Annotated in this window: 22 protein-coding genes; 14 read left to right on the top strand and 8 right to left on the bottom strand. The window is 69.3% G+C overall.

Annotation, left to right across the window (positions count from 1 at the left end; all coding sequences use genetic code 11):
• Window positions 1-87 precede the first annotated feature (87 nt).
• On the bottom strand, window positions 88-792 hold the full coding sequence (locus BSZ36_RS05350) for a metallophosphoesterase family protein (RefSeq protein WP_094546737.1): 705 nt from the start codon (window positions 790-792) through the stop codon (window positions 88-90).
• Between the two features lie 101 nt (window positions 793-893).
• Here BSZ36_RS05350 and rfbB point away from each other — a divergent pair, with 101 nt between their 5' ends.
• The 11 genes from rfbB (at window position 894) to BSZ36_RS05410 (ending at window position 12680) form a co-directional block, all read left to right on the top strand.
• Complete coding sequence (gene rfbB, locus BSZ36_RS05355; protein WP_094546739.1) at window positions 894-1949, top strand: dTDP-glucose 4,6-dehydratase; 1056 nt, start codon at window positions 894-896, stop codon at window positions 1947-1949.
• Window positions 1950-1975: 26 nt separating this feature from the next.
• Window positions 1976-2854: a glucose-1-phosphate thymidylyltransferase RfbA gene (gene rfbA / locus BSZ36_RS05360; RefSeq protein ID WP_094546741.1), complete on the top strand. Its 879-nt coding sequence runs from the start codon at window positions 1976-1978 to the stop codon at window positions 2852-2854.
• Between the two features lie 121 nt (window positions 2855-2975).
• A complete protein-coding gene (locus tag BSZ36_RS05365; protein WP_281253137.1) occupies window positions 2976-4451 on the top strand; it encodes a lipopolysaccharide biosynthesis protein in 1476 nt (491 codons plus the stop codon).
• Window positions 4444-5616 (top strand): glycosyltransferase family 4 protein, encoded by a 1173-nt coding sequence (locus tag BSZ36_RS05370; RefSeq protein ID WP_094546745.1) that lies wholly within the window; start codon window positions 4444-4446, stop codon window positions 5614-5616. Before BSZ36_RS05365 ends, BSZ36_RS05370 begins: the two co-directional genes overlap by 8 nt.
• Before the next feature lie 77 nt (window positions 5617-5693).
• Window positions 5694-6560, top strand: coding sequence for a sulfotransferase domain-containing protein (locus BSZ36_RS05375; protein WP_143536776.1), 867 nt, complete (start codon window positions 5694-5696; stop codon window positions 6558-6560).
• Window positions 6561-6634: 74 nt separating this feature from the next.
• Window positions 6635-7792: a glycosyltransferase family 4 protein gene (locus tag BSZ36_RS05380; RefSeq protein ID WP_094546749.1), complete on the top strand. Its 1158-nt coding sequence runs from the start codon at window positions 6635-6637 to the stop codon at window positions 7790-7792.
• A 21-nt stretch (window positions 7793-7813) separates the two neighbouring features.
• Window positions 7814-8404 (top strand): archaeosortase/exosortase family protein, encoded by a 591-nt coding sequence (locus BSZ36_RS05385; RefSeq protein ID WP_094546751.1) that lies wholly within the window; start codon window positions 7814-7816, stop codon window positions 8402-8404.
• Entirely contained in the window at window positions 8401-8976 is a 576-nt protein-coding gene (locus BSZ36_RS05390; RefSeq protein ID WP_094546754.1) for a hypothetical protein, read from the top strand. The genes BSZ36_RS05385 and BSZ36_RS05390 overlap by 4 nt, the downstream gene beginning before the upstream one ends.
• 202 nt (window positions 8977-9178) lie before the next feature.
• The gene (gene wecB / locus BSZ36_RS05395) at window positions 9179-10267 is read left to right on the top strand and encodes a non-hydrolyzing UDP-N-acetylglucosamine 2-epimerase (protein ID WP_094546756.1); all 1089 of its coding nucleotides are present in this window, start codon (window positions 9179-9181) and stop codon (window positions 10265-10267) included.
• Window positions 10268-11914: 1647 nt separating this feature from the next.
• A complete protein-coding gene (locus BSZ36_RS05405; RefSeq protein WP_143536778.1) occupies window positions 11915-12286 on the top strand; it encodes a hypothetical protein in 372 nt (123 codons plus the stop codon).
• A 190-nt stretch (window positions 12287-12476) separates the two neighbouring features.
• On the top strand, window positions 12477-12680 hold the full coding sequence (locus BSZ36_RS05410) for a hypothetical protein (RefSeq protein ID WP_094546762.1): 204 nt from the start codon (window positions 12477-12479) through the stop codon (window positions 12678-12680).
• Between the two features lie 96 nt (window positions 12681-12776).
• Here BSZ36_RS05410 and BSZ36_RS05415 read toward each other — a convergent pair whose 3' ends face one another.
• The 7 genes from BSZ36_RS05415 to rnhA all read right to left on the bottom strand — a co-directional run bounded on the left by BSZ36_RS05415 (window position 12777) and on the right by rnhA (window position 21841).
• Window positions 12777-13820: an NADP-dependent oxidoreductase gene (locus tag BSZ36_RS05415; protein WP_094546764.1), complete on the bottom strand. Its 1044-nt coding sequence runs from the start codon at window positions 13818-13820 to the stop codon at window positions 12777-12779.
• A gap of 193 nt (window positions 13821-14013) precedes the next feature.
• A complete protein-coding gene (purE, locus tag BSZ36_RS05420; protein WP_094551179.1) occupies window positions 14014-14502 on the bottom strand; it encodes a 5-(carboxyamino)imidazole ribonucleotide mutase in 489 nt (162 codons plus the stop codon).
• A 79-nt stretch (window positions 14503-14581) separates the two neighbouring features.
• Entirely contained in the window at window positions 14582-16594 is a 2013-nt protein-coding gene (locus tag BSZ36_RS05425; RefSeq protein WP_094546766.1) for a M48 family metalloprotease, read from the bottom strand.
• A 63-nt stretch (window positions 16595-16657) separates the two neighbouring features.
• Window positions 16658-17236: a LemA family protein gene (locus tag BSZ36_RS05430; protein ID WP_094546768.1), complete on the bottom strand. Its 579-nt coding sequence runs from the start codon at window positions 17234-17236 to the stop codon at window positions 16658-16660.
• Between the two features lie 128 nt (window positions 17237-17364).
• Entirely contained in the window at window positions 17365-18495 is a 1131-nt protein-coding gene (locus BSZ36_RS05435) for a 5-(carboxyamino)imidazole ribonucleotide synthase (RefSeq protein WP_094546770.1), read from the bottom strand.
• Between the two features lie 88 nt (window positions 18496-18583).
• The gene (locus BSZ36_RS05440) at window positions 18584-21235 is read right to left on the bottom strand and encodes a DNA translocase FtsK (RefSeq protein ID WP_094546772.1); all 2652 of its coding nucleotides are present in this window, start codon (window positions 21233-21235) and stop codon (window positions 18584-18586) included.
• A gap of 147 nt (window positions 21236-21382) precedes the next feature.
• Entirely contained in the window at window positions 21383-21841 is a 459-nt protein-coding gene (gene rnhA / locus BSZ36_RS05445) for a ribonuclease HI (protein WP_094546774.1), read from the bottom strand.
• Between the two features lie 103 nt (window positions 21842-21944).
• Between rnhA and BSZ36_RS05450 the strand changes: the two genes are divergently transcribed.
• The 3 genes from BSZ36_RS05450 (at window position 21945) to dprA (ending at window position 24898) form a co-directional block, all read left to right on the top strand.
• On the top strand, window positions 21945-22538 hold the full coding sequence (locus tag BSZ36_RS05450) for an outer membrane beta-barrel protein (RefSeq protein ID WP_179271033.1): 594 nt from the start codon (window positions 21945-21947) through the stop codon (window positions 22536-22538).
• Window positions 22539-22655: 117 nt separating this feature from the next.
• Entirely contained in the window at window positions 22656-23666 is a 1011-nt protein-coding gene (obgE, locus tag BSZ36_RS05455; RefSeq protein ID WP_094546778.1) for a GTPase ObgE, read from the top strand.
• Between the two features lie 68 nt (window positions 23667-23734).
• Window positions 23735-24898 (top strand): DNA-processing protein DprA, encoded by a 1164-nt coding sequence (dprA, locus tag BSZ36_RS05460; RefSeq protein ID WP_094546780.1) that lies wholly within the window; start codon window positions 23735-23737, stop codon window positions 24896-24898.
• Window positions 24899-24931 lie beyond the last annotated feature (33 nt).

The following is a 24931-nucleotide window of genomic DNA, read 5'->3' on the forward strand; positions in this document are numbered from 1 at the left end:
GTCCATGCGTCGCGTGGCATACTCAGCCAGGCAACCATAGTGTGCGGCGTGAACCACCTTCACTCCCGCACTCTCGTCGCCAGAGGTCTAGATGCCCCGCTGCAGGCGCGAGGCGATCTCAGCGGGCAGGCCCACCTCGCGGATCCGCGCAGACGTCTTGGCGAGGTCGTAGTGCGCGCGCACGTGCTCAAACTCGAAGGCCTCGGTATCGAACAGGCCGAAGGAGAGGCGAGGGTCGTTGTCGCGCGGTTGACCGACGCTCCCCACGTCGATGAGGTATCGGTGGCCTTTGCGAACGCGGTGGACGCCGACGGATTCCGCGACGACAGCCGGGCGGTGGCTGTGTCCGACGAAACACACGTCAGTGTCGAACGCCTCGAACTGCGCCTTCAGGAGGCCGTAGTTGTCGAGCCGCGGCCACTCCGACGGATTCAAGGGCGCGGCGTGCGCAAGCGTAACGGTCGACCCGCTCCGAACACGGAGTGGCAGCGTTCGGAGCCATGCGAGTTGATCCTCCGAGAGGAGCGTCTGGTGTAGACGCGCGGCCGTCTCGCCGTCTTTCGGCAGGTATCGGAGGTTGCGGTCAAAGGCGACGGCTTCGTCGTGGTTGCCGAGCACGACGGCGGCGCACCTCTGGCGCACGAGGTCCACGCACGGCGCGGGATCTGGCCCGTAGCCGACGATGTCTCCCAGGCACACGATGGCGTCTACACCCCGACGGTCCACCTCTGCCAGAGCCGCCTTGAGGGCTTCCAGGTTGGCGTGGATATCAGAAAGGATGGCGAGGCGCACGTCGAAACAGGAGAGAGGGGCGCCAAGCTACCGAGAGGCCTCTGGCGCGTGCCGCCAGAGGCGGAGGGGGCCGGTATCTTCACGCCTCCCCCCACGACGCCGTGAGCTTCCAACCGTCCGCACTTCTCATCACAGGCGGCGCCGGGTTTATCGGCGCCAACTTTTTGCGCGTGGCGTTGGCTGCGGATCCCTCCGTGCGGCTCATAACGCTGGACGCGCTGACGTACGCAGGGAGCCGGTCCAACTTGGTGGAGGACCCCCGGCATACGTTCGTCCAGGGCGACATCGCGGACGGGGAGATCGTGCGGCGGCTTCTGGCGGAGCATGAGATCGACGGAATCGTGCACTTCGCGGCAGAAAGCCATGTGGACCGTTCCATTCTGGGACCGGCAGCGTTCGTTCAGACCAACGTCGTGGGCACCTTCCAACTACTCGACGCCGCGCGAGAGGCGTGGGGCGACCGGCAAGACGTGCGCTTCCACCACGTCTCGACCGACGAGGTGTACGGCGATCTCACGCCAGAGGCCCCGGCGTTTCGGGAGACGACGCCCTACGATCCATCCTCGCCGTATTCCGCGACAAAGGCGGCGAGCGATCACCTCGTGCGAGCCTACGCCCGTACCTACGGGCTGCCCGTCACGATCACCAACTGCTCCAACAACTACGGCCCGTTCCAGTACCCCGAAAAGCTGATCCCGCTCACCATCCTTCGGGCGCTTTCCGGCCGCACCATCCCGATCTACGGCGACGGCCAGCAGGTCCGCGATTGGCTCTACGTGCGCGACCACTGCGAGGCCATCTGGCAGGTGCTCACGCGCGCGGCCTCTGGCGCGACGTACAACGTGGGCGGGGGGAACCAGCCGACGAATCTGGACCTCGTGCACCGCATCTGCGGCATCCTGGACGAGCGGCACCCGCAGGGCGCGCCACACGTGCGCCTCGTCGAGTTCGTGACCGACCGGCCCGGGCACGACCGCCGCTACGCGATGGACACGACGGCCATCGCGCGCGATCTAGGATGGCGGCCGCGCCACACTCTCAGCACCGGACTGGACGCGACCGTCGCGTGGATCTTCGACAACCGCGAGTGGCTCGCCGCCATCGCGCGCGAAAACGACCTGGACGACTGGATCGCGACGCAGTACACCGACCGCTAGCCTCTGGCGCCAGAGGCGCCTCCCCCATGAAAGGCATTCTCCTCGCCGGAGGCCACGGCACCCGACTCCGGCCGCTGACCCTCATTCAGAGCAAGCAGCTCCTGCCGGTCTACGACAAGCCGATGGTGTACTACCCGCTCAGCACCCTCATGCTGGCGGGCATTCGCGACGTGCTCGTGATTTCGACGCCAGAGGCGCTGCCGGACTTCCGCGAGCTGCTCGGGACCGGCGAGGCGTGGGGCATGACGTTCGCCTACGCCGAGCAGGACGAGCCGCGCGGCCTGGCCGACGCGTTTCGCATCGGCGCGGAGTGGGTGGGGGAGGAGCCGGTCTGCCTCATCTTGGGCGATAACATCTTCTACGGCAGTGGCCTCACGGCAGGCCTGCGCCGCGCCGCCGAACTGGCCTCTGGCGCGTGCGTGTTCGCCTACCCCGTGCGCGATCCGGAGCGCTACGGCGTGGTGGAACTGGACGAAGGCGGCCGGGCCGTCCATCTGGAGGAGAAGCCGACTCAGCCACGCTCAAACCTCGCCGTGGCCGGGCTGTACTTCTACGGACCGGACGTGGTGGAGGTCGCCAGAGGCCTGACGCCGTCCGCGCGAGGTGAGTTGGAGATCACGGACGTGAACCGCACCTACATGGAGCGCGGGGACCTGCAGGTCGAGGTCATGGGCCGCGGCGTGGCGTGGCTGGACGCCGGGACGCACGAGTCGCTGTTGGACGCGAGCGCGTTCGTCCACGCGGTTCAGGCGCGCCAGGGCTTACTCATCGCGAGCCCGGAAGAAGTGGCCTACCGCATGGGCTTTATCGACGCGGCGCAACTTGCTCGCTTGGCCGACGGCCTCGCCGGAACCGCGTACGGCGAGGCCTTGGCCGAGTTGGCAAAACGGGAGGACCGCTCGTGAGCCGCCCGCTCACGCGCCTCACGCGGGATCTCCGAACGTCTGGAGGCCCCCGCCTCTGGCGCCAGAGGCAAGGGGCGGTGCTGTGGTAACGCCTCACCTCCGCCAGAGGGCCCTCAGCGGTGTGCTGTGGATGTCCGCCGACCGCGTCTTCTTGTTCGTGGTCGGCGCGGTGGTGACGGCCGTTCTCGCGCGGCTGCTGCCCCCGTCGGACTTCGGCATCGTGGGGGCGGCGCTCGTCGTCGTGGAAATCGTGGCGCAGATCGTGAGCGCGTCGGCGACGCCGGCACTGGTGCAGCGCTCACGCGTGACGCGGGCCCACCTCAGCAGCGCGTTCTGGCTCTCGGCAGGGCTGAGCCTGGGGTTGTTCGGCGTGGTCTGGGCGCTCTCGCCTCTGGCCGCGCGGTTTTTCGCGATGCCGCCTCTGGCGCAGGTGCTTCCTGCGCTCGCGTTGCTGTTCGTGTTCGACGGGCTGAGTGCGGTCGCACAGTCGCGTCAACTGCGGGATCTGGCCTTTCGCGATGCCGTCGTGATCCGCGCGGTGGCGGACGTGATCGGGCTAGGGGGCGTGAGCATCGGACTCGCGCTGAGCGGGTACGGGCTATGGGCGCTCGTCGGCGGGCGGCTGGCACAGAGCCTCTTGCGTGCGCTGGGTTTCGTGATTCGCTTTCCGCACCCAGTTCTCGGCGCGACGCGAGAGGCCGCGCGCGACATCGCGCGGTTCAGCGGCGGCGTCGTACTCCAGGGAGCGCTCAATAGCCTCGCGCGGCAGGGCGACGCCCTCGTGGTAGGCCGCGCGCTCGGCGCCAATGCGCTCGGCCTGTACAACCGCTCGTACCAGATGATGGCGCTGCCGGCCAGCTTTCTCGCGGGCAGCTTTAGCGGCGTCCTCTTCCCGATCCTCTCCAAAACGCAGGACCGAACGGCGTCGCTCCGCGCGACGCTGTATCGCACCACGTCGTTGCTCGCGCTGTTTCTTCTGCCTCTGGCGGCAGCGGCGGCAGTGCTTGCGCCAGAGGTTGTGTACGTAGCGCTCGGGCCGGACTGGGGCGGGGCAGTGGCGCCGCTGCGGATCCTCGCCGTGGGGATGTTCTTCCGTGCGGCGTACAAAACGGGGATGACGATCCTGGAGTCGCGAGGGCGGATCTACGTCGCGGCAGCGTTGCAAGGGTTGTACGCGGTGCTCGTGGTGATCGGAGCGCTGGTGGGCTGGCCGTACGGGTTGGAAGGCGTGGCCACTGGCGTCGTGGGAGCCGTTGTAGTGTTTTTCGGGATGAGCACGGCCGTGGCGGTGCGCGAGACGGACGGGACGCTCTGGCCTCTCGTGCGCGGAATGGCACCAGGCGCGATGATCGCCGGGATCGGCGGGCTTTTGGCGCACGCGGCGGTGGTGCCGCTGCGGGGCGCCGGGATCGCGCCGATCGCCACGCTTGTAACGGGCGCGGCGGTCCTGGGGAGCGTCGGTCTCGTTGCGCTCGCGTTCGCGCCAGGCCTGATCGGCCGGCACGGCCGCTGGCTGCGTTCGGCGGTGACGGCCTACCTCGCCCGCCTCGGGGACGACGGCGGGACCTCTGACGAGCCTCCGTCCGAGCATGAGTAAGCCCGCCCCCGATGTCCGCGGCGCCAGAGGCGCGTCGCTCCAGGCCTCTGGCGACCTCGCGCCCATGCGCGTTCTCATCGTCTCGCTCCGCGGGCCGACACGCGCTGGCCGCTCTGGTGGCGCGCAGGAGTACGTGCGGTCGGTCGGCAGCGCGTGGGCGCGAGAGGGACACGCGGTTTCGCTCGTGTGCGCGCAGGAGCGGCTGCCCAGCGGACGGCTGCTGCCTGCGCGCGAAGAGGTGGACGGCATCGAGGTCTACCGCGTCGGATCTCCCTCTCGGCGCGTTCGGCCGTTGCTTCGGGCCGCCCGTGCCCACGCCCTCCTCGCCGATGCTGTCCTGGAAAACCTCATGTCACTACCTCTGGCGTTGCCGTGGTGGCTACCCGACGCGCCGCTTGTCGCGCTCAAGCACCACGTCCACGGCGCCAGAGGCGGGCGAGAGGGTGCCGCCGCGGGCGCGCTCGACCGCACGCTGTTGCCTCTGGCGTACCGGCGCACGCCTCTCGTCGTGCCCAGCGAGCGGACCGCGAGGGCAGTACGCGGGCTCGGCCTTCGCGAAGCGTCTATCCACGTACTGCCGCCACCGATCCGGCCGCAAGAGGCTCGCGGCGCCCCTCGTGCCGCCCGCCCGACGGTCCTCTACCTGGGTGCTCTCCACCTCGCGCGAAAGCGCGTGGACGACGTGATCGAGGCGTTCCGGCAGGTCGCCCGTGAGGTCCCGGATGCCCAACTCGTACTCGCCGGCGACGGACCCGACCGCGCGGCGCTCGAATCGCGCGCCAGAGGCCTGCCCGTCGTGTTCCACGGGCACGTCACCGACGCCGAGAAGGCGCGACTGTATGCCGAGGCGTGGGTCCTGGCGTCGCCCAGTGTGGAGGAGGGTTTCGGGATCACGTGGATCGAGGCCGGAGCCGCAGGCGTGCCGCTCGTCGGTTACAGCCTGGACGGGTTGGACACGGTCGGCGCCGCCTCATCACGCCTCGTGGCCTCTGGCGACGTGGACGCCCTCGCGCGCGAACTCACGCGGGTCCTGACGGACTCTGGTCTGCGCCAGAGGCTTTCGGATGGCGCTCGCGCAAACGCCGCCCGGTTCACGTCGGGCGAGACGGCTCGCGCGCTTCTGGGCCTCTTGCGAGCCGAGGCCGCCGCGCGGGGCTCCCGCTAGCTTGGCGAGATGCAGCCAACCTCCGCGCCTTTTTCCGCCTCTGGCGCCGCGTTGCCCTCGCGGTGGGGCACCGCACGATGAGCGAGACCGTCCCTCTTCGCCTTCTCGGCGTCGGTCCGCAACGGAGCGGAACGACGTGGCTGGATACCCACCTCCGGCGTCACCCCGCGCTCGCGCTGCCCGCACACGTCAAGGAGACATTCTTTTTTGACCGCCACTGGGCACGCGGGTTGGACGACTACCGCCGCCATTTCCCGCCCGAGGCGGAATCCCACGCCTCTGGCGTCGGGTGGGCCGAGGTGGCGCCAACGCTGTTCGACGTGCCAGAGGCGCCCGGTCGTGTTAGTGGCGTCGCGCCCGGCGTTCGCGCGGTGATCCTGCTGCGCGATCCCGTCGAGCGGGCCGTCTCGCTTTACCGCCACCACGCCGCCCGCGGCCGCGTCGGCGCGGACCTCTGGGAAGCGGCCTCCGCATTCCCCTCTATCCTCACCGCAGGCGACTACGCCGAGCACGTTGAGCGGTGGATCGGAGCTCTAGGCCGAGAGCGGGTCTACGTCGCGCTGCTCCAGGACGTCGCTGCAACGCCGGACGCCACGCTGCGCGCGCTGACGGACTGGGCGGGACTCGCGCCTCTGGCGCCGTCCCCAGAAGCTGGCCGGCGCGTGAACGCAGGCGGTGGGACGCGATTTCCGGCGCTCGCTCGCGTCGCTGCGGGGGCCGTGGCAGCGCTTCATGCGGCCCGCCTGCACCGCGTTGTCGCCGCGGGCAAAAGGCTGGGGCTCAACCGCGTCTACCGCGGCGGGGAGGCGCCGGAGGTCTCGGCCGGGGTCCGCCAGAGGCTTGCGGACCGCTACGCCCCGCACGTGGCGTACGTGGAGCGCCTCCTGCAACGCGAGACCGGCTGGAGCTGCACGGCGTCTCCGGGCGGCTCGCCAGAGGCGTGAGCGGTCCAGAGGGAAGCGCTTGGGTCCGCTAGCTTTCTGCCGATACCCAGAGCCGGCTCCGCCGGGACTTATCGATGCGCATTCTTTTCCTCGCCAATACCGACTGGTACCTGTACAACTTCCGTCAGGACCTCGCGCACGCGTTGCGCGTGGCGGGCCACGAAGTGGTGATGGCGGCGCCGCGCGGGGAGTTCGCCAAGCGGCTGGAAGCCGACGGGTACGAGTTTCGGGCCGTCGAGATCTCACGCCAGGGGCTTAACCCAGTCTCGGAGTTCGCGGCCGTCCGGCGTCTGGAAGCGCTCTACCGCGAGGTGCAGCCCGACATGGTGCATCACTTCACGCTCAAAGCTGTCGTGCTGGGATCGCTCGCCGCCCGCCGCGCCGGAATTGAGCACGTCATCAACGCCATCGCGGGGCTGGGCTACGCGTTTAGCGGCGACGGCCTGAAAGCCCGCACCATCCGCCGAGGCCTGTTGCCCGTCCTGCGCCGCGCCCTCGCAGGCAGCAACGTCGTCTTCCAGAACCCCGACGATCAAGCCACGCTCCGGGCCTCTGGCGTGCTAGAGGACGTGCCCAACCACCTCATCAAGGGCTCCGGCGTGGACATCTCCGCGTTCGCAATGACGCCTGAGCCCGAGGGCGACCCGGTGGTGATGCTGCCGGGACGGATGCTCTGGAGCAAAGGTGTCGGCACGTTTGCGGGCGCCGCCGAGCGCGTCCGGTTTCACCTGCCTCTGGCTCGGTTCGTCCTCGTGGGATCGCTGGACGAGGAGCACCCGGACGCGGTCACGCGCGAGGACATGGAGCGGATCACCGGCTCCGGCCACGTGGAGTGGTGGGGCTTCCAGGAGGCGATGAACGCGACGCTGCAGCAGGCCCACGTGGTCTGCCTTCCGTCTCGCTACGGCGAGGGCGTGCCGCGTGTCCTCATCGAGGCCGCTGCCATTGGCCGCCCCCTCGTGGGAACAGACATCCCGGGCTGCCGCGAGATCGTGATCGACCACAAAACGGGTCTGCTCGTGCGCCCGCGCGACGCCACGGCGCTCTCGGAGGCGCTGCTCGAACTCCTGCGGGACCGGGACCTCCGGCGCAGGATGGCCGCGAACGCCCGCGCTCTCGCCGTCCGCCGCTTTTCGACCACGACCGTGATCGAGGAGACGTTTGAGGTCTACCGGAAGACCGCCCCGGGCTTTCTCACCAGCGTCTCCGCGTCGCCAGAGGCCGTATCCTAGCGCTTCGCAACCGCTGACCGCGTGGACGCCGCCCGACAGATTCTCGCCACTCACCGCTCGCTGTCCATCTTCCTCGCGAAGATGGTGGCCTGCTACGCGGTTTGGTTCGTGGTCTACGACCTCTGGCTGCTGCCCGATGGCCGCCTGGACACGTGGCTCTCGCACAGCGTCGCCAGCATGACCGCAGGCGTGCTGCACCCGTTCTACGACACCGCGTTCGCGGACGGTCGGGTGGTCTGGATCACGCGCGAGTCTGGCGTCAACATCGCCAACGGGTGCAACGGGCTCTCTGCGCTGAGCCTGTTTATCGGCTTCGTGACTGCGTACCCCGGCTCGTGGGCACGCCGCGCGCTGTTCATCCCGCTCGGCGTCCTCGCGCTGATCGTGACCAATGTGCTGCGCTGCGCGATCCTGCTAATGGTCTCGCATCACATCCCGTCCATGTTCGACTCGGTCCACGGCTTCCATGCGCTGTTCGTGTTCTACGTTGTGATCTTCCTCTTGTGGGTGGTGTGGGCGCACTGGGGCGAGCCCAAGGCCGATGGTGGGGACGGCGGGGCCTCTGGCGAGCCGCCCACGCCCTCGGGCTCGCCCGCTCTGGCAACGGCATGACGCCACGCCAGAGGCTGAACGTGTTCCGTCGTACCGTTGAGCGGCACCCGCGCCTGTGGGGGCTGCTGTTCGCGGGGCTACTGTTCGTGAGCTACCTCGTGGCCATCCGCCCCGCGCGCGAGGTGTTCGCGCAGCACGTGGCCTATCCCGTGTTCGCGGCCATCGACACGCCGCGCAGCCGGGCGTTCGACGTGGTGCAGCCAGAGCGCCGCGCCGAGGCGGTTTTCGTGCTACCACGCGGCGAGGAGTTGGACCCCAACATTGAGGGCATCGTGTGGGCGGCCCCGGCCGGGATCATCTTTCTGCTTCCGGCCATGTTCCTGATCGTGGCCTTCCCGACGCGCCCATACTGGCTCTACCTCCTGGCCTACCACGCCGTGCTCGGGCTGGGGACGGTCGCGCTGTTCGCGCTCGCCATCGGCTGGTTCGCGTCGTTTTTCGACGTGCACGAGTTCGCGCGGACCTACGTCAGCGAGGGCGTGAGCCTGACTGTCCCGCTGCTGCTGTTCCTCGCGGGCAAGGCGCAGGAGATTCGCGCGGAGGACGGGCAGGCAGTGGGGAGCGGCCAGTAGCCAGTGGCGAGTGTCCTCTGGCGCCAGAGGATGTCAGCGAGTAACAGTGACGAACAGGCACGCCCCAGTTCGGAACCGGCCGGCAGCGGTCCGTCCGGATACTCTTACGCATAACGCAGTACGCATCACCCCCGGAGGCCAGAGGCCCACGCAACCGCGATCTTCCCGTACCCCGTACCCCGTACCCCGTACCCCGTACCCCATGACCATCCTCTCTGTTGTCGGTGCCCGGCCCAACTTCATGAAGGTGGGGCCCGTTCACGAGGCGCTCGTCGCCAGAGGCGCGCGGTCCGTGGTGGTCCACACCGGGCAGCACTACGACGAGCGGATGAGCGGCGTCTTTTTCCGCGACCTCGGCCTGCCTGAGCCGGAGCATTATCTCGGCGTCGGCGGCGGCAGCCACGCCGAGCAGACGGCGCGCGTGATGCTGGCGTTCGAGTCCGTGTTGCAGGAGGTGGCGCCCCAGGCCGTCGTCGTCGTGGGCGACGTGAACTCCACGCTGGCGACGGCGCTCGTGGCGGCCAAGCGGCACGTGCCTCTGGCGCACGTGGAAGCCGGGCTCCGCTCGGGTGACAGGGAGATGCCCGAGGAGCAGAACCGCATCTGCGTGGACCACCTCGCCGACCGGCTCTACGTGACGGAGCAGAGCGGGCTGGACAACCTCGCGCGTGAGGGCATCGACGAGGCGCGCGTGGCCTTTGTGGGCAACGTGATGATCGACACGCTGCTCAAGCACCGGCCCGCGGCTCGCCAGAGGCCTCTGGCGGTCGACGTGGGCGAAGCGCCCTACGCGCTCGTGACGATGCACCGGCCGCGCAACGTGGACCGCGCCGAGCCCCTGGCGGAGGTGGTGCGGATCGTGGAGGCGTTGGCCGAGCGGCTTCGCGTCGTCCTCCCGCTGCACCCGCGCACGCGCCAGAGGCTGGAGGCGAACGGGCTGCTGGCACGGCTGAAGGCCGCCTCTGGCGTGCACCTCATCGCGCCGCAGGGCTACCTGGACTTCCTCGCGCTCATGGACCGTGCGGCGGTGGTCGTCACGGACTCCGGCGGGATTCAGGAGGAGACGACGGCGCTAGGCGTGCCGTGCCTCACGCTGCGGCCGAGCACGGAGCGGCCGAGCACCGTCGAGATCGGGACGAACACGCTGCTGCCTCTGGCGGAAGCGGAGGTCGCCAGAGGCGTCGACGCGATCCTCGCGGGGGAGGGCAAGGTGGGCGAGGTTCCGCCGCTGTGGGACGGACACGCGGGGGCTCGCATCGCGGACGACCTGATGATGTGGTGCAAAGGCTGAGACCTCTGGCGCCAGAGGTCCGGCGTGTGTACGCGGCGCGGTGTAGCGCGACGCCAGAGGGGCGTTGTTAGGGGGGACGTGCGCGAGTAGTATGGGTCATGCGGCGTCGGGATTATCTGGCGTGGCGCGCACTAATGCTTGTTCTGTGGCCTCCCGCATCGCTGCTCTTCGTGGGAACTGACCTATACACTTTCGCTGAACGCCGCCGCTCAGCCCGCCAGTGGGGGCGGGCCGAGCCACTCGTGCCAAACCCGTTCCGGGAAGACGAGGAGTGGATGGCAATCGTCCAGCAGACGCCGGGGTGGGAAGCCAACTACCCAGCGCTCGTCCGCGAGACGATCTATGACGGACGGAACCGCGATCTGTACGACGCCCTCGCTTTCGGTGTCGTGGCTGGCGGTCAGTACCTTATCGAGCCGGTCGCCCAGCCCCGGGGCCTCCCCGATGACGTGACGAATGAGACGCGGGCGGAGGCGGAGTACCAAAGAAACGACGCCTTCGGGTGGAGTTGGCTCATGGTCCACGAGATCGAGGCCTACGATTGGGACCGCGAGGTGATCGAGACCACCTCCCGCTGCATGGCGCTTGAGCCCGGCGGCGAGGCGCGAGGCTGGCGGACGGTCGGGGTCCCACCTGAGGGCGCCGATTGGGAGAAGTCGGGAGACTCCCAAACGACGCAGTTCGGAGCCGTATCCAGGATTTCGCCCACCCGACCGCCCGAACGTACCGTGAGTCCTGTCGGCACTTCCTCGAGGTCTCGGTCCCTCGTCTTCGGTCATACGGTCCGCCTGATGAGGTCCGCGTTGTTCTCTGGTTCAACTAGCTGTCATTCCGGCCACAGAACCCACCGCTGCAGGCCGACCCCAAGCGCGAGCGCGCTCGCTCTGGCCGTGACATCGGCTTGTCCTGCGCTTCGCCCCACCCGCCAGCCCTCAGCTTGGGGCGGCTGAGCGGTCCACTGTTAGGCGGCCCGAACAATCAATGCGACTAGGCAGCTATCTCTTAGGCGGTTTCACCTTCGTGACGGTCGCGGTCTCCCTGAAGGCGCTTTTATACCTCGTCGGATTGAGCGTCGCGGGCGTCAACTTCGGGGTGGCATTGTTCCTAGCTCTTGTAGCCGTAGCTGTTCGAATGGATCGGTTGACCGCTGATCCACCCCAGTTTGTCGGTATCCGGCTTGGGATCGTGTTCGTGGTGTGCACTCTCGCGTCCAACGCGGCATTCGAACTCTTTCCTGTAGATCTCAGCATCTCATGGCCTGCAGCTGTATTGGCTGCAGCCACCTTGTTTGTAGTGACTCCGTTTCTATGGAGGACTGTTTGGGGTGAGGTCGTGAAAGACCGCCAGCGAGCCGCCTAACTCGCCGCTGCAGTCTGACAGCACGCCGCGGCGTCTTCAATCCGCCAGAGGCCTCTGGCGTCGCGGCCGTACGTTGCGCGCTCCCGCCCCTCGCTCGGTCGCGCCGCGTCTGGGCGCCAAATCGGTATGCTGCTTCGGTCCTGTACACTGATCTTTCTGACCGGCATCTTGGTCGCAGGGTGTACTCAGGTGGTCCCAAACGGCACGAGTAGAGCGGAGCCTTTCCAGGCAACCGCCCCCTCTATACTCAGAGCGCTGGAAGCTCGAGATCTCTCGATGGCCGTAGACGTGACGACTGCTTTCATCGACGAGGACGGCGTGAGCCGCCGATACCGACTCCCGGAGATTGAGGCCGATTTTGGCTTCCCGCCGCTTGCCTACGCTCTGCTAGAGGGGTCTGAACTTACCGTTACGGCGGTGATTGGAAGTGAGGGGCGCGTCTCATCCGCTGAGTTTGAGTGGGGCCCCCCGGTACGGGGAGTCGACACCACAGCCGTCTCGCTGAGGGAGGCGAAAACAGAGACGGAGCACGCTTTCTTGGCTGCGCTTCGCCTGAACCCGCTCGTGAAAGAAGATGGTGGCGCTACGTACCCGTACAGGCCGCGCACGATCGTACTGGCCGTGAGGGGGAGAAGACATCCTCAGTTGGTGACGCACTAGAAAACGCGCCAGCCAGAGGCACCGCCCGCGCCTGCAGGACGGACGCACGCCCCGGCTCGGCGCGTTCGCCAGAGGCCTCTGGCGGCCCAGCCGTACATTCCTCGCCCTTCCCTCTACGCTCGCCGCGTGCTGCGGGCGAAACACCTCCTGGTACACCACCCGAGCAGACTCCAACTCGGGCCTCGATCCAATGAGCGAACGTCTTCTCGCACGTCTCCTAGCAGGGCTCGGTCTCGGAGCCGTTGGACTGATCAGCTTCCTCGGCTCAGGGTGGGCAGAGGCCGGGATCGCCGAGCGCGTGGCGTTTTTCGTGGCACTGGCGGTTGCAGCGGTCGGGATCGGGCTTGACATCACGCTCCGTCGCAGGCAGATCAGCGGCGGCGGGCCGGTGTAGCCCGCCGCTGGAGGCCTCTGGCGGACGGGGGCAGCACTCGGCTTGAGAGGCTCCCACGCGCCTGCCGCCAGAGGTCTCCGCTCGGCACTCGGGCGTCTAGCTGAGCTCGTCGGGTCCGACCCGGACGACGAGCTTGCCGAAGTTGCGGCCTTCGAGCATCCCAGTGAGGCCCTCGCCGGCGTTCTCCAACCCGTCGATCACGTCCTCGCGGTAGTGCAGCTTGCCCTGGGCTACCCACGGGCCGACAGCCTCCAAGAACTCGCCGTAGCGGTGGCCGTAGTCGTCAAAGACGATGAAGCCCTGCATGCGGATGCGCTTCTTGAGCAACGCGCCCGTCAGGACCGACATCCGGTCCGGTCCGGGGGGAAGCTCCGTGGCGTTGTAGTTCGCGATAAGCCCGCACAGCGGGATGCGCGCCTTCGGGTTGAGCAGCGGCAGCACGGCGTCGAAGACCTTGCCGCCCACGTTCTCGAAGTACACGTCGATGCCGTCCGGGCACGCGGCGGCCAACCGCTCGGGGAGGTCGTCTTCCTTGTGATCGAGGCATGCATCGAAGCCCAACGTCTCCACCACGTAGTCGCACTTCTCGGAGCCGCCGGCGATGCCGACGACGTGGCAGCCCAGCTCTTTCGCGACCTGACCCACGACGGAGCCGACCGCGCCAGAGGCCGCGGCGACGACGATGGTCTCGCCCGCCTTCGGCTGGCCGATGTCGGTCAGGCCCATGTAGGCGGTAAAGCCGGGCATCCCGAGGATGCCGAGCGCCCAGGAGGGCTGCATCTTCGTCGCGTCGAGCTTGCTCAGGCCCTTTCCGTCAGATACGGCGTAGTCCTGCCAGCCGGCGAAGCCCAGCACCCAGTCGCCTGCGGCGTACTCCGGGTGGCGCGACTCCTGCACGCGGCACACGGTGCCGCCGACCATGAGGCCGTCGATCTCGACCGGCGCCGCGTAGGAGGGGGCGTCGCTGATGCGCCCGCGCATGTAAGGGTCGAGCGACAGGTAGACCGTGCGCAGGAGGACCTGGCCGTCTTCGAGCGACGGGATGGGTTCTCTCTCAAGGCGGAAGGTGTCCGGCGTGGGCGCGCCTACGGGCCGCGATGCGAGAACGACGCGGCGGTTGGTGTCGATGGTCTGGGACATGTGGAAGGTGGGAAGCGGATCCCGGCGTGTGTTGATGGCGCGGACGGGGCGCCGCGCACGGGCGTTCCCCCTGGAAGCGCATCCAGTTTCCCTCCTCCAAATCTTGCTGGCCGCCCCACCTACCGCGCAGAGATCTCCGCCTCTGGCGCACAGAAAGAGGCTAGTCGCGGCATGTTGCCAGAGGCCTCTGGCGTCAGGACCGCGGCTCCGTGAGCGCGCCGTGTTGCCGCACGCGGTCGTCCATGCCCGCGACGAGGTCCTTCAACTCGCGCTTGTACGCGTCTAGGCGCGTCGCCAGAGGCTCGTCGGCCGTCGCGAGGATCTGGACGGCCAGCAGCCCGGCGTTTTTGGCTCCGCCGATGGCGACCGTCGCGACCGGCACGCCGCCGGGCATCTGCACGATGGAGAGCAGCGAGTCCATGCCGTCCAGCGCGCGCGTTTGGACGGGAACGCCGATAACGGGCAGCGTCGTGCTCGCGGCGATCATGCCCGGCAGGTGCGCCGCGCCGCCGGCGCCAGCGATGATGGTTTTGAGCCCGCGCTCGCGCGCCAAAAGCGCGTAGCCCGTCATGGCCTCTGGCGTGCGGTGGGCCGAGAGCACGCGGCACTCGAAGGGGACGTCGAACTGGGTCAGGATCTCCGCGGCGGCCTCCATCGTCGGCCAGTCCGACTCGGAGCCCATCGCGATGCCGACGAGGGGATCGGGCACGGGAAGTGGGGGCGGTGTGCCGGAAGCTAGCGTGCCCGGGAGTCCGCGCGTGCTACGCCGCCGCCAGAGGCGTTTCTGTCTCGCGGACGGCCTCTGGCGCCTGTTCCGAGCGCTCGTTCTCGGGCGCCAGAGGCTCCGGGTGGACCACGCAGGCCACGCCCATCGCGAGGGCACCTGCGCGCAGCAGCGCGGTCTCTTCGCGGAGCGTGCGGCCATCCGCAGCCACGACCGCGTGCGCGGCGTCGAGGACGGCGTGGCGCTGCACGCGAGAGGCGCGGCGGAGCACGTCCAGCGCGCTATCCAGGTGCGCGAACGGAGCAGCGGGGACCGCCTCTGGCGCCGGGAGCGAGAGCGTGGCGCGAAGCGCCGCCTGCCCGGCGGCGACGGCCTCCGCCTGGGCCGACGCCAGAGGCGAGCCCACGCTCGCGATGCAGGCAAACAGCACGTCGCTGGCCCGGCTGATCTCGGCGCCGAGCGCTTTGCCCACGCCCGAGGCCTCTGGCGGCGGGGCGAACCCCCAACGCAGCATCTGGAGGATGGCGTGCTCGGCGAGTGTCGTCTTCTGATCCGCCGCGATCAGCGCCCGTACCGCCGTGGCGAGGCGCTCGCGTGCCGCGCCGTCCAGGTCTCGCAGCGCAGGCATCGCGACCTCAATGGCCGGAAGCAGGTCGGCGCCTGCCCGCAGTCCGCTCTTGAGCGCGTAGACCGCATCGGGGTCGAATGCGGCCGCCGTGATGGCGTGGCGTGCGTCGGCCTCTGGCGTCTCGCCCTCGGCGGCGAGAACTGCCAGAATTGCCAGAGGCGCACGGGCGGCGTCGTGGCAGGCGTCGAGCAGCGGCGCCGGGAGCACGGCCAGCGACGAGCGCAGCGCACCGACGCCGGCACCCGGCCGGGGCGGTTGTGGCCGCCTCTGGCGGGTCGCGCGTCGCGAGGCGAGCGGAAGGTCGGGGGCATGACCGGCGACGAGACGCGCGCGCTCGCCGAGGTCGGGGTGCGCCTCGGTGAGGGACAGCGCGGGTGGGTCGGTCGTCGGCCTCGCGAAAAAGAAGTGGTCCAGCCGGGCGCGCTCGGGCGTGATAACGTGCCCCTTCATGGGCTGCCGAGCCACGCGGCGGATCGCGGACGACAGCGCTTCGGCGTGACGCGTGAGCTGGAGCGCGAGGGCGTCGGCGTGGTGCTCGCGACGCCGCGAGAGCGCGACCGTCAGGAGCGTCCCCACGGCGTGGCCTGCAAAGCCGATCCCCGCCAGAGGCACGAGCCCGGTCAGCAGGATCCAGACCGAGTTCAGGACCGGCGACCCGCTCATGGCGGCCGTGATGAGGAACATCGGCAGGATCGGCGCGCCGATCCCGAGGATGAGGACCGAGAGCAGTCCCTGGGTGTCGCCCTGCCGCGAGTCGCCGCCGACGCTGCTGAGAAGCAGCACGAGCAGGCCGAGAACCTTGCCGCCGACCCACAGGAACGGCGCCATGCCGGCGCCCGCTCCCGCCACGAAGGCAGCCGTGAGCGTGTTGATCCGCGTGTCGCCAGAGGCCAGGTGCGCGATCTCGTGCGCCGCTACGGCCTGCAACTCGTCGCGCGAGAACTCCTGCACCGCCGCGTCGGTGAACATCACCGCTTGGCGCTCGCCCGCGCCCGCCGCCATCGCGTTGAGCCCGCCCTGGCCGTCCATGATCCAGACCGACGGAACGGGCATCGACGCCGCGACGGCGACTTCTTCCACCACGTTGCGCACCCGCCGCTCATCCCGGGCCTGTGGCCGCAGCGCGACGGGCCGCGCGCCCGCCTCAGAAAGCGTCTCGTCCGGGTCGGCGAGGTGCCGGTACGTCCTCACGCCTCTGGCGACCATAAAGCTCACGAAGGCGGCGGGCACCAGCCACGCCGCCAGAGGCCCCCAGACCTCGAACGCGCCGAGGTGCGCCGACAGCCGCTCGACGATGCCACGCATGACCACGTGGTACGCCAGCCCGGCGCCCAGCGCGTACAGCGCGAACACGGCGAGCAGCAGGCGCGAGGCGTACTGCGCGCGGCGCTGCGCCTGGAGAAAGTCCATCGTGACGGTCATCGCGCCAGAGGCCGGGGGAAGTGGGGCCTCTGGCGCGGCGGCGGCCCGCCAGAGGCGAGGGGCCTAGGCGAAGGCCACGCGAGGCGCGACGGCGGCCTCTGGCGGCGCTTCGAGGAGGCTCTCGGCGGGCTTGAAGCCCAGCGGTCCGGCCACGAACACGCCCGGGACGGACTCCACGCTCACGTCGTAGCGCGTCACGGAGTCGTTGTAGGCCTGGCGCGAGAACGCGATGCGGTTCTCGGTCGAGGCCAGCTCCTCGTGCAGTGCCGCCATCTGGGCGTCGGCCTGGAGCGTGGGGTGCGCCTCGCTTACCGCCATCAGGCGGCCCAGCGCGGCGCCCAGCCCGGACTCCGCCTGGGCGAGCGCGCGCATCGACGGGGCATCGGTCGGCGAGGCCTCGGAGCGCGCGATCTGCGCCTGGGACCGGGCGCGGGCGACGCCCTCGAACGTGGCCTGCTCGTGCGCGAGGTACGCCTTGGCCGTCTCCACGAGGTTCGGGATCAGGTCGTGCCGGCGTTGCAACTGCACGTCGATCTGCGCAAACGCGTTCTCGACCGCGCGGCGCAGCCGCACCAGCTTGTTGTAGAGCAGCGCGACGCCAACGGCGAGCACGAGGGCAAAGGCGATCAGGGCGTAGGTCATGGCGGCAAGGGGAGGCGTCCCCCTGGTTTCGGCCTCTGGCGCGCAGAGGTGCAGCCGGCCCCGCCAGAGGCCTCCGGCGTCACGCCCTCGCGACAGGCGGGCGGTGTAAACCTGCCTCCGCCAGAGGCTTACAGCCCGAGCGCCGCGACGGCCCGCTCCGCCACCTCGCGCGCGGCCTCTGGCGTCTCGCCGGTCGCGGTCACGTGCCCCAGCTTGCGGCGCGGGCGCGAGTCGGCCTTGCCGTAGAGGTGCACCGCCGCGTCCGAGACCGCGAGCGCGGCCGCGTAGTCCGGCGCCAGAGGCCCCTCGCGCGTGCCGACCACGTTGACCATGCACGCCGCAGGCACGCGCAGGCTCGGGTCCGCCAGAGGCAGGTCCAACGCGGCACGGACGTGGTTCTCGAACTGCGAGCCCCCGCACGCTTCGATGGTGAGGTGTCCCGTGTTGTGCGGCCGCGGCGCGATCTCGTTGACGAGCACGCTGCCGTCGCGCATCCAAAACATCTCGACCGCCAAGAGTCCCACGCCGCCGACCGCCGCGATAGCGTCTCCCGCCACTTCGCGGGCCCGCGCTTCGGCCTCTGGCGCGAGCCCGGCAGGAACGTGCGCGGCCCACAGCTGGTGCTCGCGGTGCTCGCTCGCGATGATGGGGTAAACCGCCGTTTCGCCGCCCTCGCGCCGGGCCACGAGCGCGGAAACCTCGCCCTCGAACGGAACGAACGCTTCGACGAGCATCCCGTCGCCAGAGGCGAGGTCGGCCCAGGCCTGCTCTAGTTCCTCTGGCGTGCGGCAGGTCGCGTTGCCGTAGCCGTCGTAGGAGCCCTCGTACTTTTTCGCGACGACTGGAAGGCCGAAGGCGCGGGCGGCCTCGTGCGCGGCCTCTGGCGTGGCGCAGTTGGCGTAGCGGGGGAGGGGCAGGCCCGCGTCGCGGAGCGCGTCGTTCTGACGCCCCTTGTGGCGGATCAGGCGCAGCGTCTTGGGGTGCGGCCGGACGGGCACGTCCGGCGCCGCATCGGCGCACTCCTGCGCGGGTGCCCACTCGCTCTCGACCGTGATGGCGTCGCAGCCCGACGCCCACGCCTTGAGAACAGCGGGATCGGTCCAGTCCGCGAGGGTGACGTTTGCGAACGGCGCGACGGGACCGGGCGTGCCTCCGCCAGAGGCGGGCGGCGTGAGAAAGCGCACGTCGATGCCCATGCGGATGGCGGCGAGCGCGCTCATGCGGCCAAGCTGACCGCCGCCGAGGATGCCGAGCGTCATGGCGGGTACGGGGTGCGGAGTACGAGGGACGGCTTTGGACAGAGGCTGCAACGAGCAGGGTACCTCGTACCCCGCACCGCATACCCTGTCACGACGGGAAGTCAAACGGCACGTCAGGCGCCACGTCGTCTACGTTGGTCTCGCCCGCCAGGAGCGCGTCCAGTTGGCTCTCGCTGCCGACGAGGACTTCGCGGGCCTTGGACCCCTCGAACTCGCCGACGATGCCGGCGTCTTCCAACTGGTCCACGAGCCGTGCGGCGCGCGTGTAGCCGACCGAGAGCTTGCGCTGGAGAAGCGAGACGGAGCCCTGCTGGGAGCGGACGATGACGCGGGCGGCGTCCTCGAACAGGTCGTCGCGGTCGTCGATGTTGGCGCCGGCTGAGCCCTCTGGCGCGTCCGAGCCGGGCTCCATCGGTGGAAGGAGGTAGGGGCCAGAGCCGTCTTGCGCGCCGATAAAGTCCGCGATGCGCTCCACCTCGCCCACGCTTACGAACGGTCCCTGGAGGCGGATGATGCGGCTTCCGTTCATGTAGAGGCAGTCGCCGTTGCCGACGAGCTGCTCGGCGCCGCCGCCGTCGATGATCGTACGGGAGTCGATCTTGGACGAGGTCTGGTAGGCGATGCGGCTGGGGAAGTTGGCCTTGATGAGTCCCGTGATGACATCCACCGATGGCCGCTGCGTGGCGAGGACGAGGTGGACGCCGACGGCGCGGGCCATCTGGGCCAGACGCGCAATCGGCGCTTCCACCTCCTTCGCGCTCGTCATCATCAAGTCGGCCAGCTCGTCCACCACGACGACGATGTACGGCAGGTGCCGATGCTTTTTGCCGAGGTCGGCCGTCTCGCCAGCGGCCACTTTTTTGTTGTACTCCTCGATGCCGCGCACGCCGGCCTCGGCCAGGAGGTCGTAGCGGATTTCCATCTCGCGCTCGCAGGAGCGGAGGACCGCAGCCGCTTGCGCGAAGTCGGTCGTGATCGGGTCCTCGGCGTCCTCGGGCATGGCCACGAAGTGGTTGAGGAGCGTGGCGTAGCCGTTGAGCTCGATCTTTTTCGGGTCCACCATCACGAACTTCAGGTCCGCGGGGTGCTTGGCGTAGAGGAGCCCGATGATGAGCGTGTTGAGGCCAACGGACTTACCCGAGCCTGTGGCCCCCGCGATGAGCAAGTGCGGCATCTTCGCAAGGTCCATGAGGTGCGTCTCGCCCTCAATGGTCTTGCCGATGGGGACCGGCAGCGCCATGCCGCCGCCGCGGCCGGCGTCGCGGAATTTCTTCTTTTCCAGCGTCTGCCGGAGCCGCACCATTTCGCGCGACCGGTTCGGGATCTCGACGCCGATGGAGCTCTTGCCGGGGATCGGCGCGATGATGCGGATTCCTGCCGCGGCGAGCGCCATCGCGAGGTCGTTCTCCAGCGCCGTGATGCGGCTGATCTTGACGCCAGGGGCCGGCGTCAGCTCGTAGCGCGTCACCGTGGGGCCCACGACGGCGTCGATCTCGCTGATCTGGATGTTGTACGTCTCCAGCTTATCCAGCAGGATCTGCTTGTTGTCCTCGATCTCGTCGAGGTCGATCTCGGCGCCCTCGCCGGGCATCTCCAGCAGTTCGATGCTCGGGTAGTCGTAGGCGAACTCGCGCTCGTCCGGGCGCACCTTACCTCTGGCGTCGCCGCCAGCGGCGTCGAGGTCGGCCGTCTCCTCCTCAATGGGGCCGTGGACGTTGAGCGGCGGCTCCTCGCCAGAGGCTGCTCCGGCGCCGAATTGCTCGCCCACGAGCGCATCGACCAGCGACTCATCGACCGGCTGCGCGTTGGCGAACAGGCGGTCCGATACGTCCTGCGGCTCGGCCTCTGGCGCGCTGGTGCGCGTCTGCGTCCGCGGGACCTCTGGCGGAGGCGCGGCCTCGCGCTCGGGAGCGGGCGGAGGGGTGGCGGCACGAGCGGGCGCCAGAGGCTTGGGCTCGCGCTTCGGCTTGGGCTCCCGTTTGGGTTTGGACTCGCGGCGCTCCTTGAGGGCGGCTTCGCGCTCTTTCTGGCGCTCCTCGCGGGCCTTGGCGCGGAGCTCCTTGCGCTCCTGCGCGCCCTCGCGGTAGGACGCCCACGTGCCCGTCAGGCCCGCCGTGATGCCGCCGACGGCGCCCTCGGCGCGATCAAGCGAGGACTGGATGTCGCGGTCGTACACCAGCAGGACGACGACGATGACCGCGACAGCGAGGACGATAAACGCCCCGACGGGGCCTACCAAACCTTCGATCCAGCCCGCGACGCCGGTCCCAAGCGCGCCGCTCCACAGGTCCAACGGCGTGTCCACTCGGGCGTCGATCCACCCGAAGAGGCAGGCGAGGAAAAACGCACCTGCAAACGCGAGCCCGGTGAACAACGGCAGGAAGATGGGCGTCTTCTGGCGCAGCATCACATACCCCCACGCGAAGAGAACGCCGAGCAGGAGCAGGACCGGGAAGCCCAGCAGGTCCGTCACCAGCGACTGCGCGACGACGGCGCCGATCGGGCCGAGCATGTTCTCTGCCCGGTTGTCGCCCGGCTCCATGAGCGTGTCGATGCTCTCGCGCGCCAGGATGGTGTCGTCGGCGCGGCTGTGCGTGACGACGGCGAGCGAGAGCAGCAGCGCGAGCGCCATCAGCACGAGGCCGAGGATCTCGAGCTTCCTCTGTTGCGAGGTGGTCCCGCCAGAGGCCTTCTTCTTCCGGGTCTTCGACGACGTGGAGCGCTTTCGAGGGGTGCTCACAGGGGGCGGGTAGAGGCGATGCGGGAAGATAACCGGAGCCGCGCGGCCTCTGGCGCAACGGGGAAAGTCGGCCGCAATTCAGCCCGCCGCTGGCGCCAGAGGCAGAGCGTGTCGCGGTCTGGACCGAGCGGCAGCGCCGCCAGAGGATCAGCCCATGAGCTCGATCTGCGCGACCTCGCGGGCGCGGACGGCGAGCTGATCCACGCGCTCGTTGAGCTCATTACCGGAGTGGCCTTTGACCTTCACCCACGTGATCTCGTGCCGCTCGTTCTGCGCCAGAAGCCGCTCCCAGAGGTCGCGGTTGAGGACGGGCTTTTTGTCGGCCTTTTTCCAGCCGCGGCGCTGCCAGCCGTCCAGCCACCGGTCGTTGAAGGCGTTGACGAGGTAGGCGCTATCCGAGTGGAGGCGGACACGGCAAGGCGCGTTGAGCGCTTCCAGCGCCTCGGCGGCGGCGGCGAGCTCCATGCGGTTGTTGGTCGTCGCGGTCTCGTGGCCGGAAAGCTCGCGCTCGACGGGCGGCTGGCCGTATCGGAGCAGCGCCCCCCAGCCGCCGGGGCCGGGGTTGCCGGAGCAGGCGCCGTCGGTGTAGATCGTAACCTCTTTCATGCTTCATGCGTCGGGAGTGGGAAGATGCCTACCGTGCGCGGCTCGCGCTTGCGCCAGAGGCCTCTGGCGCACGTCCTGCACACCACTTCACAGCTTTCCCGCCATGCGCATCGTCCTTTTCGCTCTGTTCCTCGCTGCCGCGCCCGCCTATGGGCAGGCGCGCACCAAAGGCTTTTCCATCACGCCCCGGCTCTACGGCGCCAGCTTTACCGTGGACGACGCGGGCGACGAGGTAGACGGCGGCGGCGGCCTCGGTCTCCGCCTCGGTTACGGGTTCTCCAAGACCGTCACGGCGTTCGTCGCGCTCGAAGGCGCGGGCATCGATGCCGAGGGCGGACCGTTTGAGAACATCAACGACGAGTACGCGCTGGGCGCCTTCGACATCGGCGCGCAGTTCAGCTTCCTGCCCTCGAACAGCATCAACCCGTTTGTTCGCGTGGGCCTGAACGGGACCGCTGCCGTATTCGACGTGGAAGGCCTGGACTCCGACGACGACCCCGAGATCGCAGGCGGTGGCCTGACCCTCGGCGCCGGCGCGGAGTTCTTCCTCTCGCGCTCGCTCGCCATCGAGGCCGCGCTGGACCTCTCGGGCGGACAGATCAACACGTTCCGCATCGGCAACGTGCAGTTCAACGACCTCGACGGCTCGGACTACGGCGCGGGCCGGCTGGGCGTCGGGCTCGTCTGGCGCCCGTAGGCGCACGTGGGTTCCCGCCAGAGGCCAGCGCCTCTGGCGGGCGCGTTCCTCACCCCGTCTCGCCGGTTCGCGCGGCGGCCTCGCGCTAGGTTGAGCGCCTATCCCGCCAGAGGCCGTATGAAGTTCGTCGACTACGTCACCATTTCCGTCAAGAGCGGCCGCGGAGGGCCGGGCAGCGCGCACTTCCGCCGCGCGAAATACGAGCCCAGCGGCGGCCCCGATGGCGGCGATGGCGGCGCGGGTGGTTCGGTAAGCCTCGTCGGCGATCCCAGCCTGTACACGCTGCTGGACCTGCGCTACAACCGCCACCACAAGGCGGAAAGCGGGCAGCCGGGGCAAGGCGCGCAGAAGTCCGGCAAGTCCGGCACCGACATCTTGATCCGCGTCCCGCTCGGGACGGTCGCGAAGGACGGCGAGACGGACGAGGTCCTGGGTGAGATCACCGAGGAGGGGCAGGAGATCATGCTCGCCAAGGGCGGCCTGGGCGGGCGCGGCAACGTGCACTTCAAAAGCGCCACGCGGCAGTCGCCGCAGTACGCGCAGCCCGGCACCGAGGGCGAGGAGCGAGAGGTCACGCTGGAGCTCAAGCTTCTGGCGGACGTGGGCCTGGTCGGCTTCCCGAACGCGGGCAAGAGCACGCTCGTGAGCTCGCTTAGCGCCGCCAAGCCCAAGATCGCGGACTACCCGTTTACGACGCTGGAGCCCAGCCTCGGCATGGTCTACCTCGGGGACTGGCGCTCGTTCGTGATCGCGGACATCCCCGGGCTCATCGAGGGCGCGAGCGATGGAAAGGGGCTCGGTATCCGCTTTCTCAAGCACGTGGAGCGCAACGCGGTCCTCCTGTTCTGCATCCCTGCCGAGGAGGAAAAGCCCGGCGAGGCCTACAGCACGCTTCTGGCGGAACTGGAGGCCTTTAGCCCGCACCTCTTGGACAAGCCGCGCATGGTGGCGCTGACCAAGATGGACATCGTGGGGCCCGAACTGGCGCCGGAGTGGGTGGCGCAGGCTCGCACGCGCTTTCCCGAGGACATTGAGGTGCTGCCCGTTTCTGCCGTCGCGCAGACCGGACTGGGGCCGCTCAAAGAAGCGCTCTGGAAGCGGATCGAGAAGGACCGCGAAGAGGCCTAACCGGCGGCCTCTGGCGCCAGAGGCCTCGCATGTGGAGTTTGGAGCGCTCTGCACCCGCCTCTAGCGCCATGAACTTGTTCGCGAACCCCGACTCCGAACTGGACGAGCGGCGCGCTCTTATCGCCCTCGCGGCCGTTCCTGGTGTGGGGTCGGGACGCGCACGGGCTCTGCTCTCGGCGCTGGGCAGCGCCGCCGAGGTGTTCGCCTCGCCAGAGGCCCGGCTGGCGCGCGTGGACGGCATCGGAAAGGGCACGGCGCGGGCCATCGCGCGGGCGGACCCGTGGGCCTACGCCGACGCGCAGCTCGCGACGGCGGAGAAGCTGGGCGCAACGCTCCTCACGCTCGCAGACGACGGCTACCCGGAGCGCCTGCGCCAGATTTACGATCCGCCGCCGTTTCTCTGGGTGCGCGGCGAGATCACGCCAGAGGACGCGCGGGCCGTGGCAGTGGTCGGCACGCGGAAGGCCAGCGACGAAGGCCGCCGCGCGGCGCACCGCCTGGGCCGCGAGCTGTCCGACGCCGGCGTGACGGTCGTGAGCGGGCTGGCCTACGGCATCGACATCGAGGCGCACCGGGGCGCCCTGGCCTCTGGCGGGCGGACGATCGCCGTCCTGGGCTCGGGCGTGGACCGGATCTACCCCTCGCGCCACGCCAACACCGTCCGGCAGATCCTCGAAGAGGGGAGAGGCGCCGTCGTCAGCGAGCTCTCGCTCGGGACGAAGCCCGACGCCGGCAACTTCCCGCGCCGCAACCGCATCATCGCGGGCTTGAGCGTCGCGACGGTCGTGGCCGAGGCACGCGTCTCGGGCGGCGCGCTGCTGACGGCCATGATGGCGCTGGAGCAGAACCGCGAGGTGTTCGCCTTCCCGGTCTCCATCTTCTCCGAGGCGCAAGGCACCAACCGCCTTATCCAGCGCGGCTTCGCCGCCCTCGCGACCTCTGCCGCCGACATCCTGGAGGATCTCGCGCCACTACTCCCGGCCTCTGGCGCGGCTCTAGGAGCAGCCGAGGCCTCTGGCGCCAACGGCGCGACACCTGCGCCAGAGGCCCCGCCGGACCTCACCGCTGGCGAGCGGAAGTTGTTCAACGCACTGAGGACGGAGCCGCGGCACCTGGACACGATCTGCGCCGAGACCGGCGTGGACACGTCGACGGCACTCGTCTACCTGTTGAAGTTGGAGTTCCGAGGCCTGGTGCGCCAACTCGCTGGAAAGCAGTTCTATCGGGGCTAAACGGCTGCGCGGAACGGCAGAGCCTCTGGCGGG

Origin of the sequence: Rubricoccus marinus (genome assembly GCF_002257665.1) — a bacterium.
Classification (GTDB): domain Bacteria; phylum Bacteroidota; class Rhodothermia; order Rhodothermales; family Rubricoccaceae; genus Rubricoccus; species Rubricoccus marinus.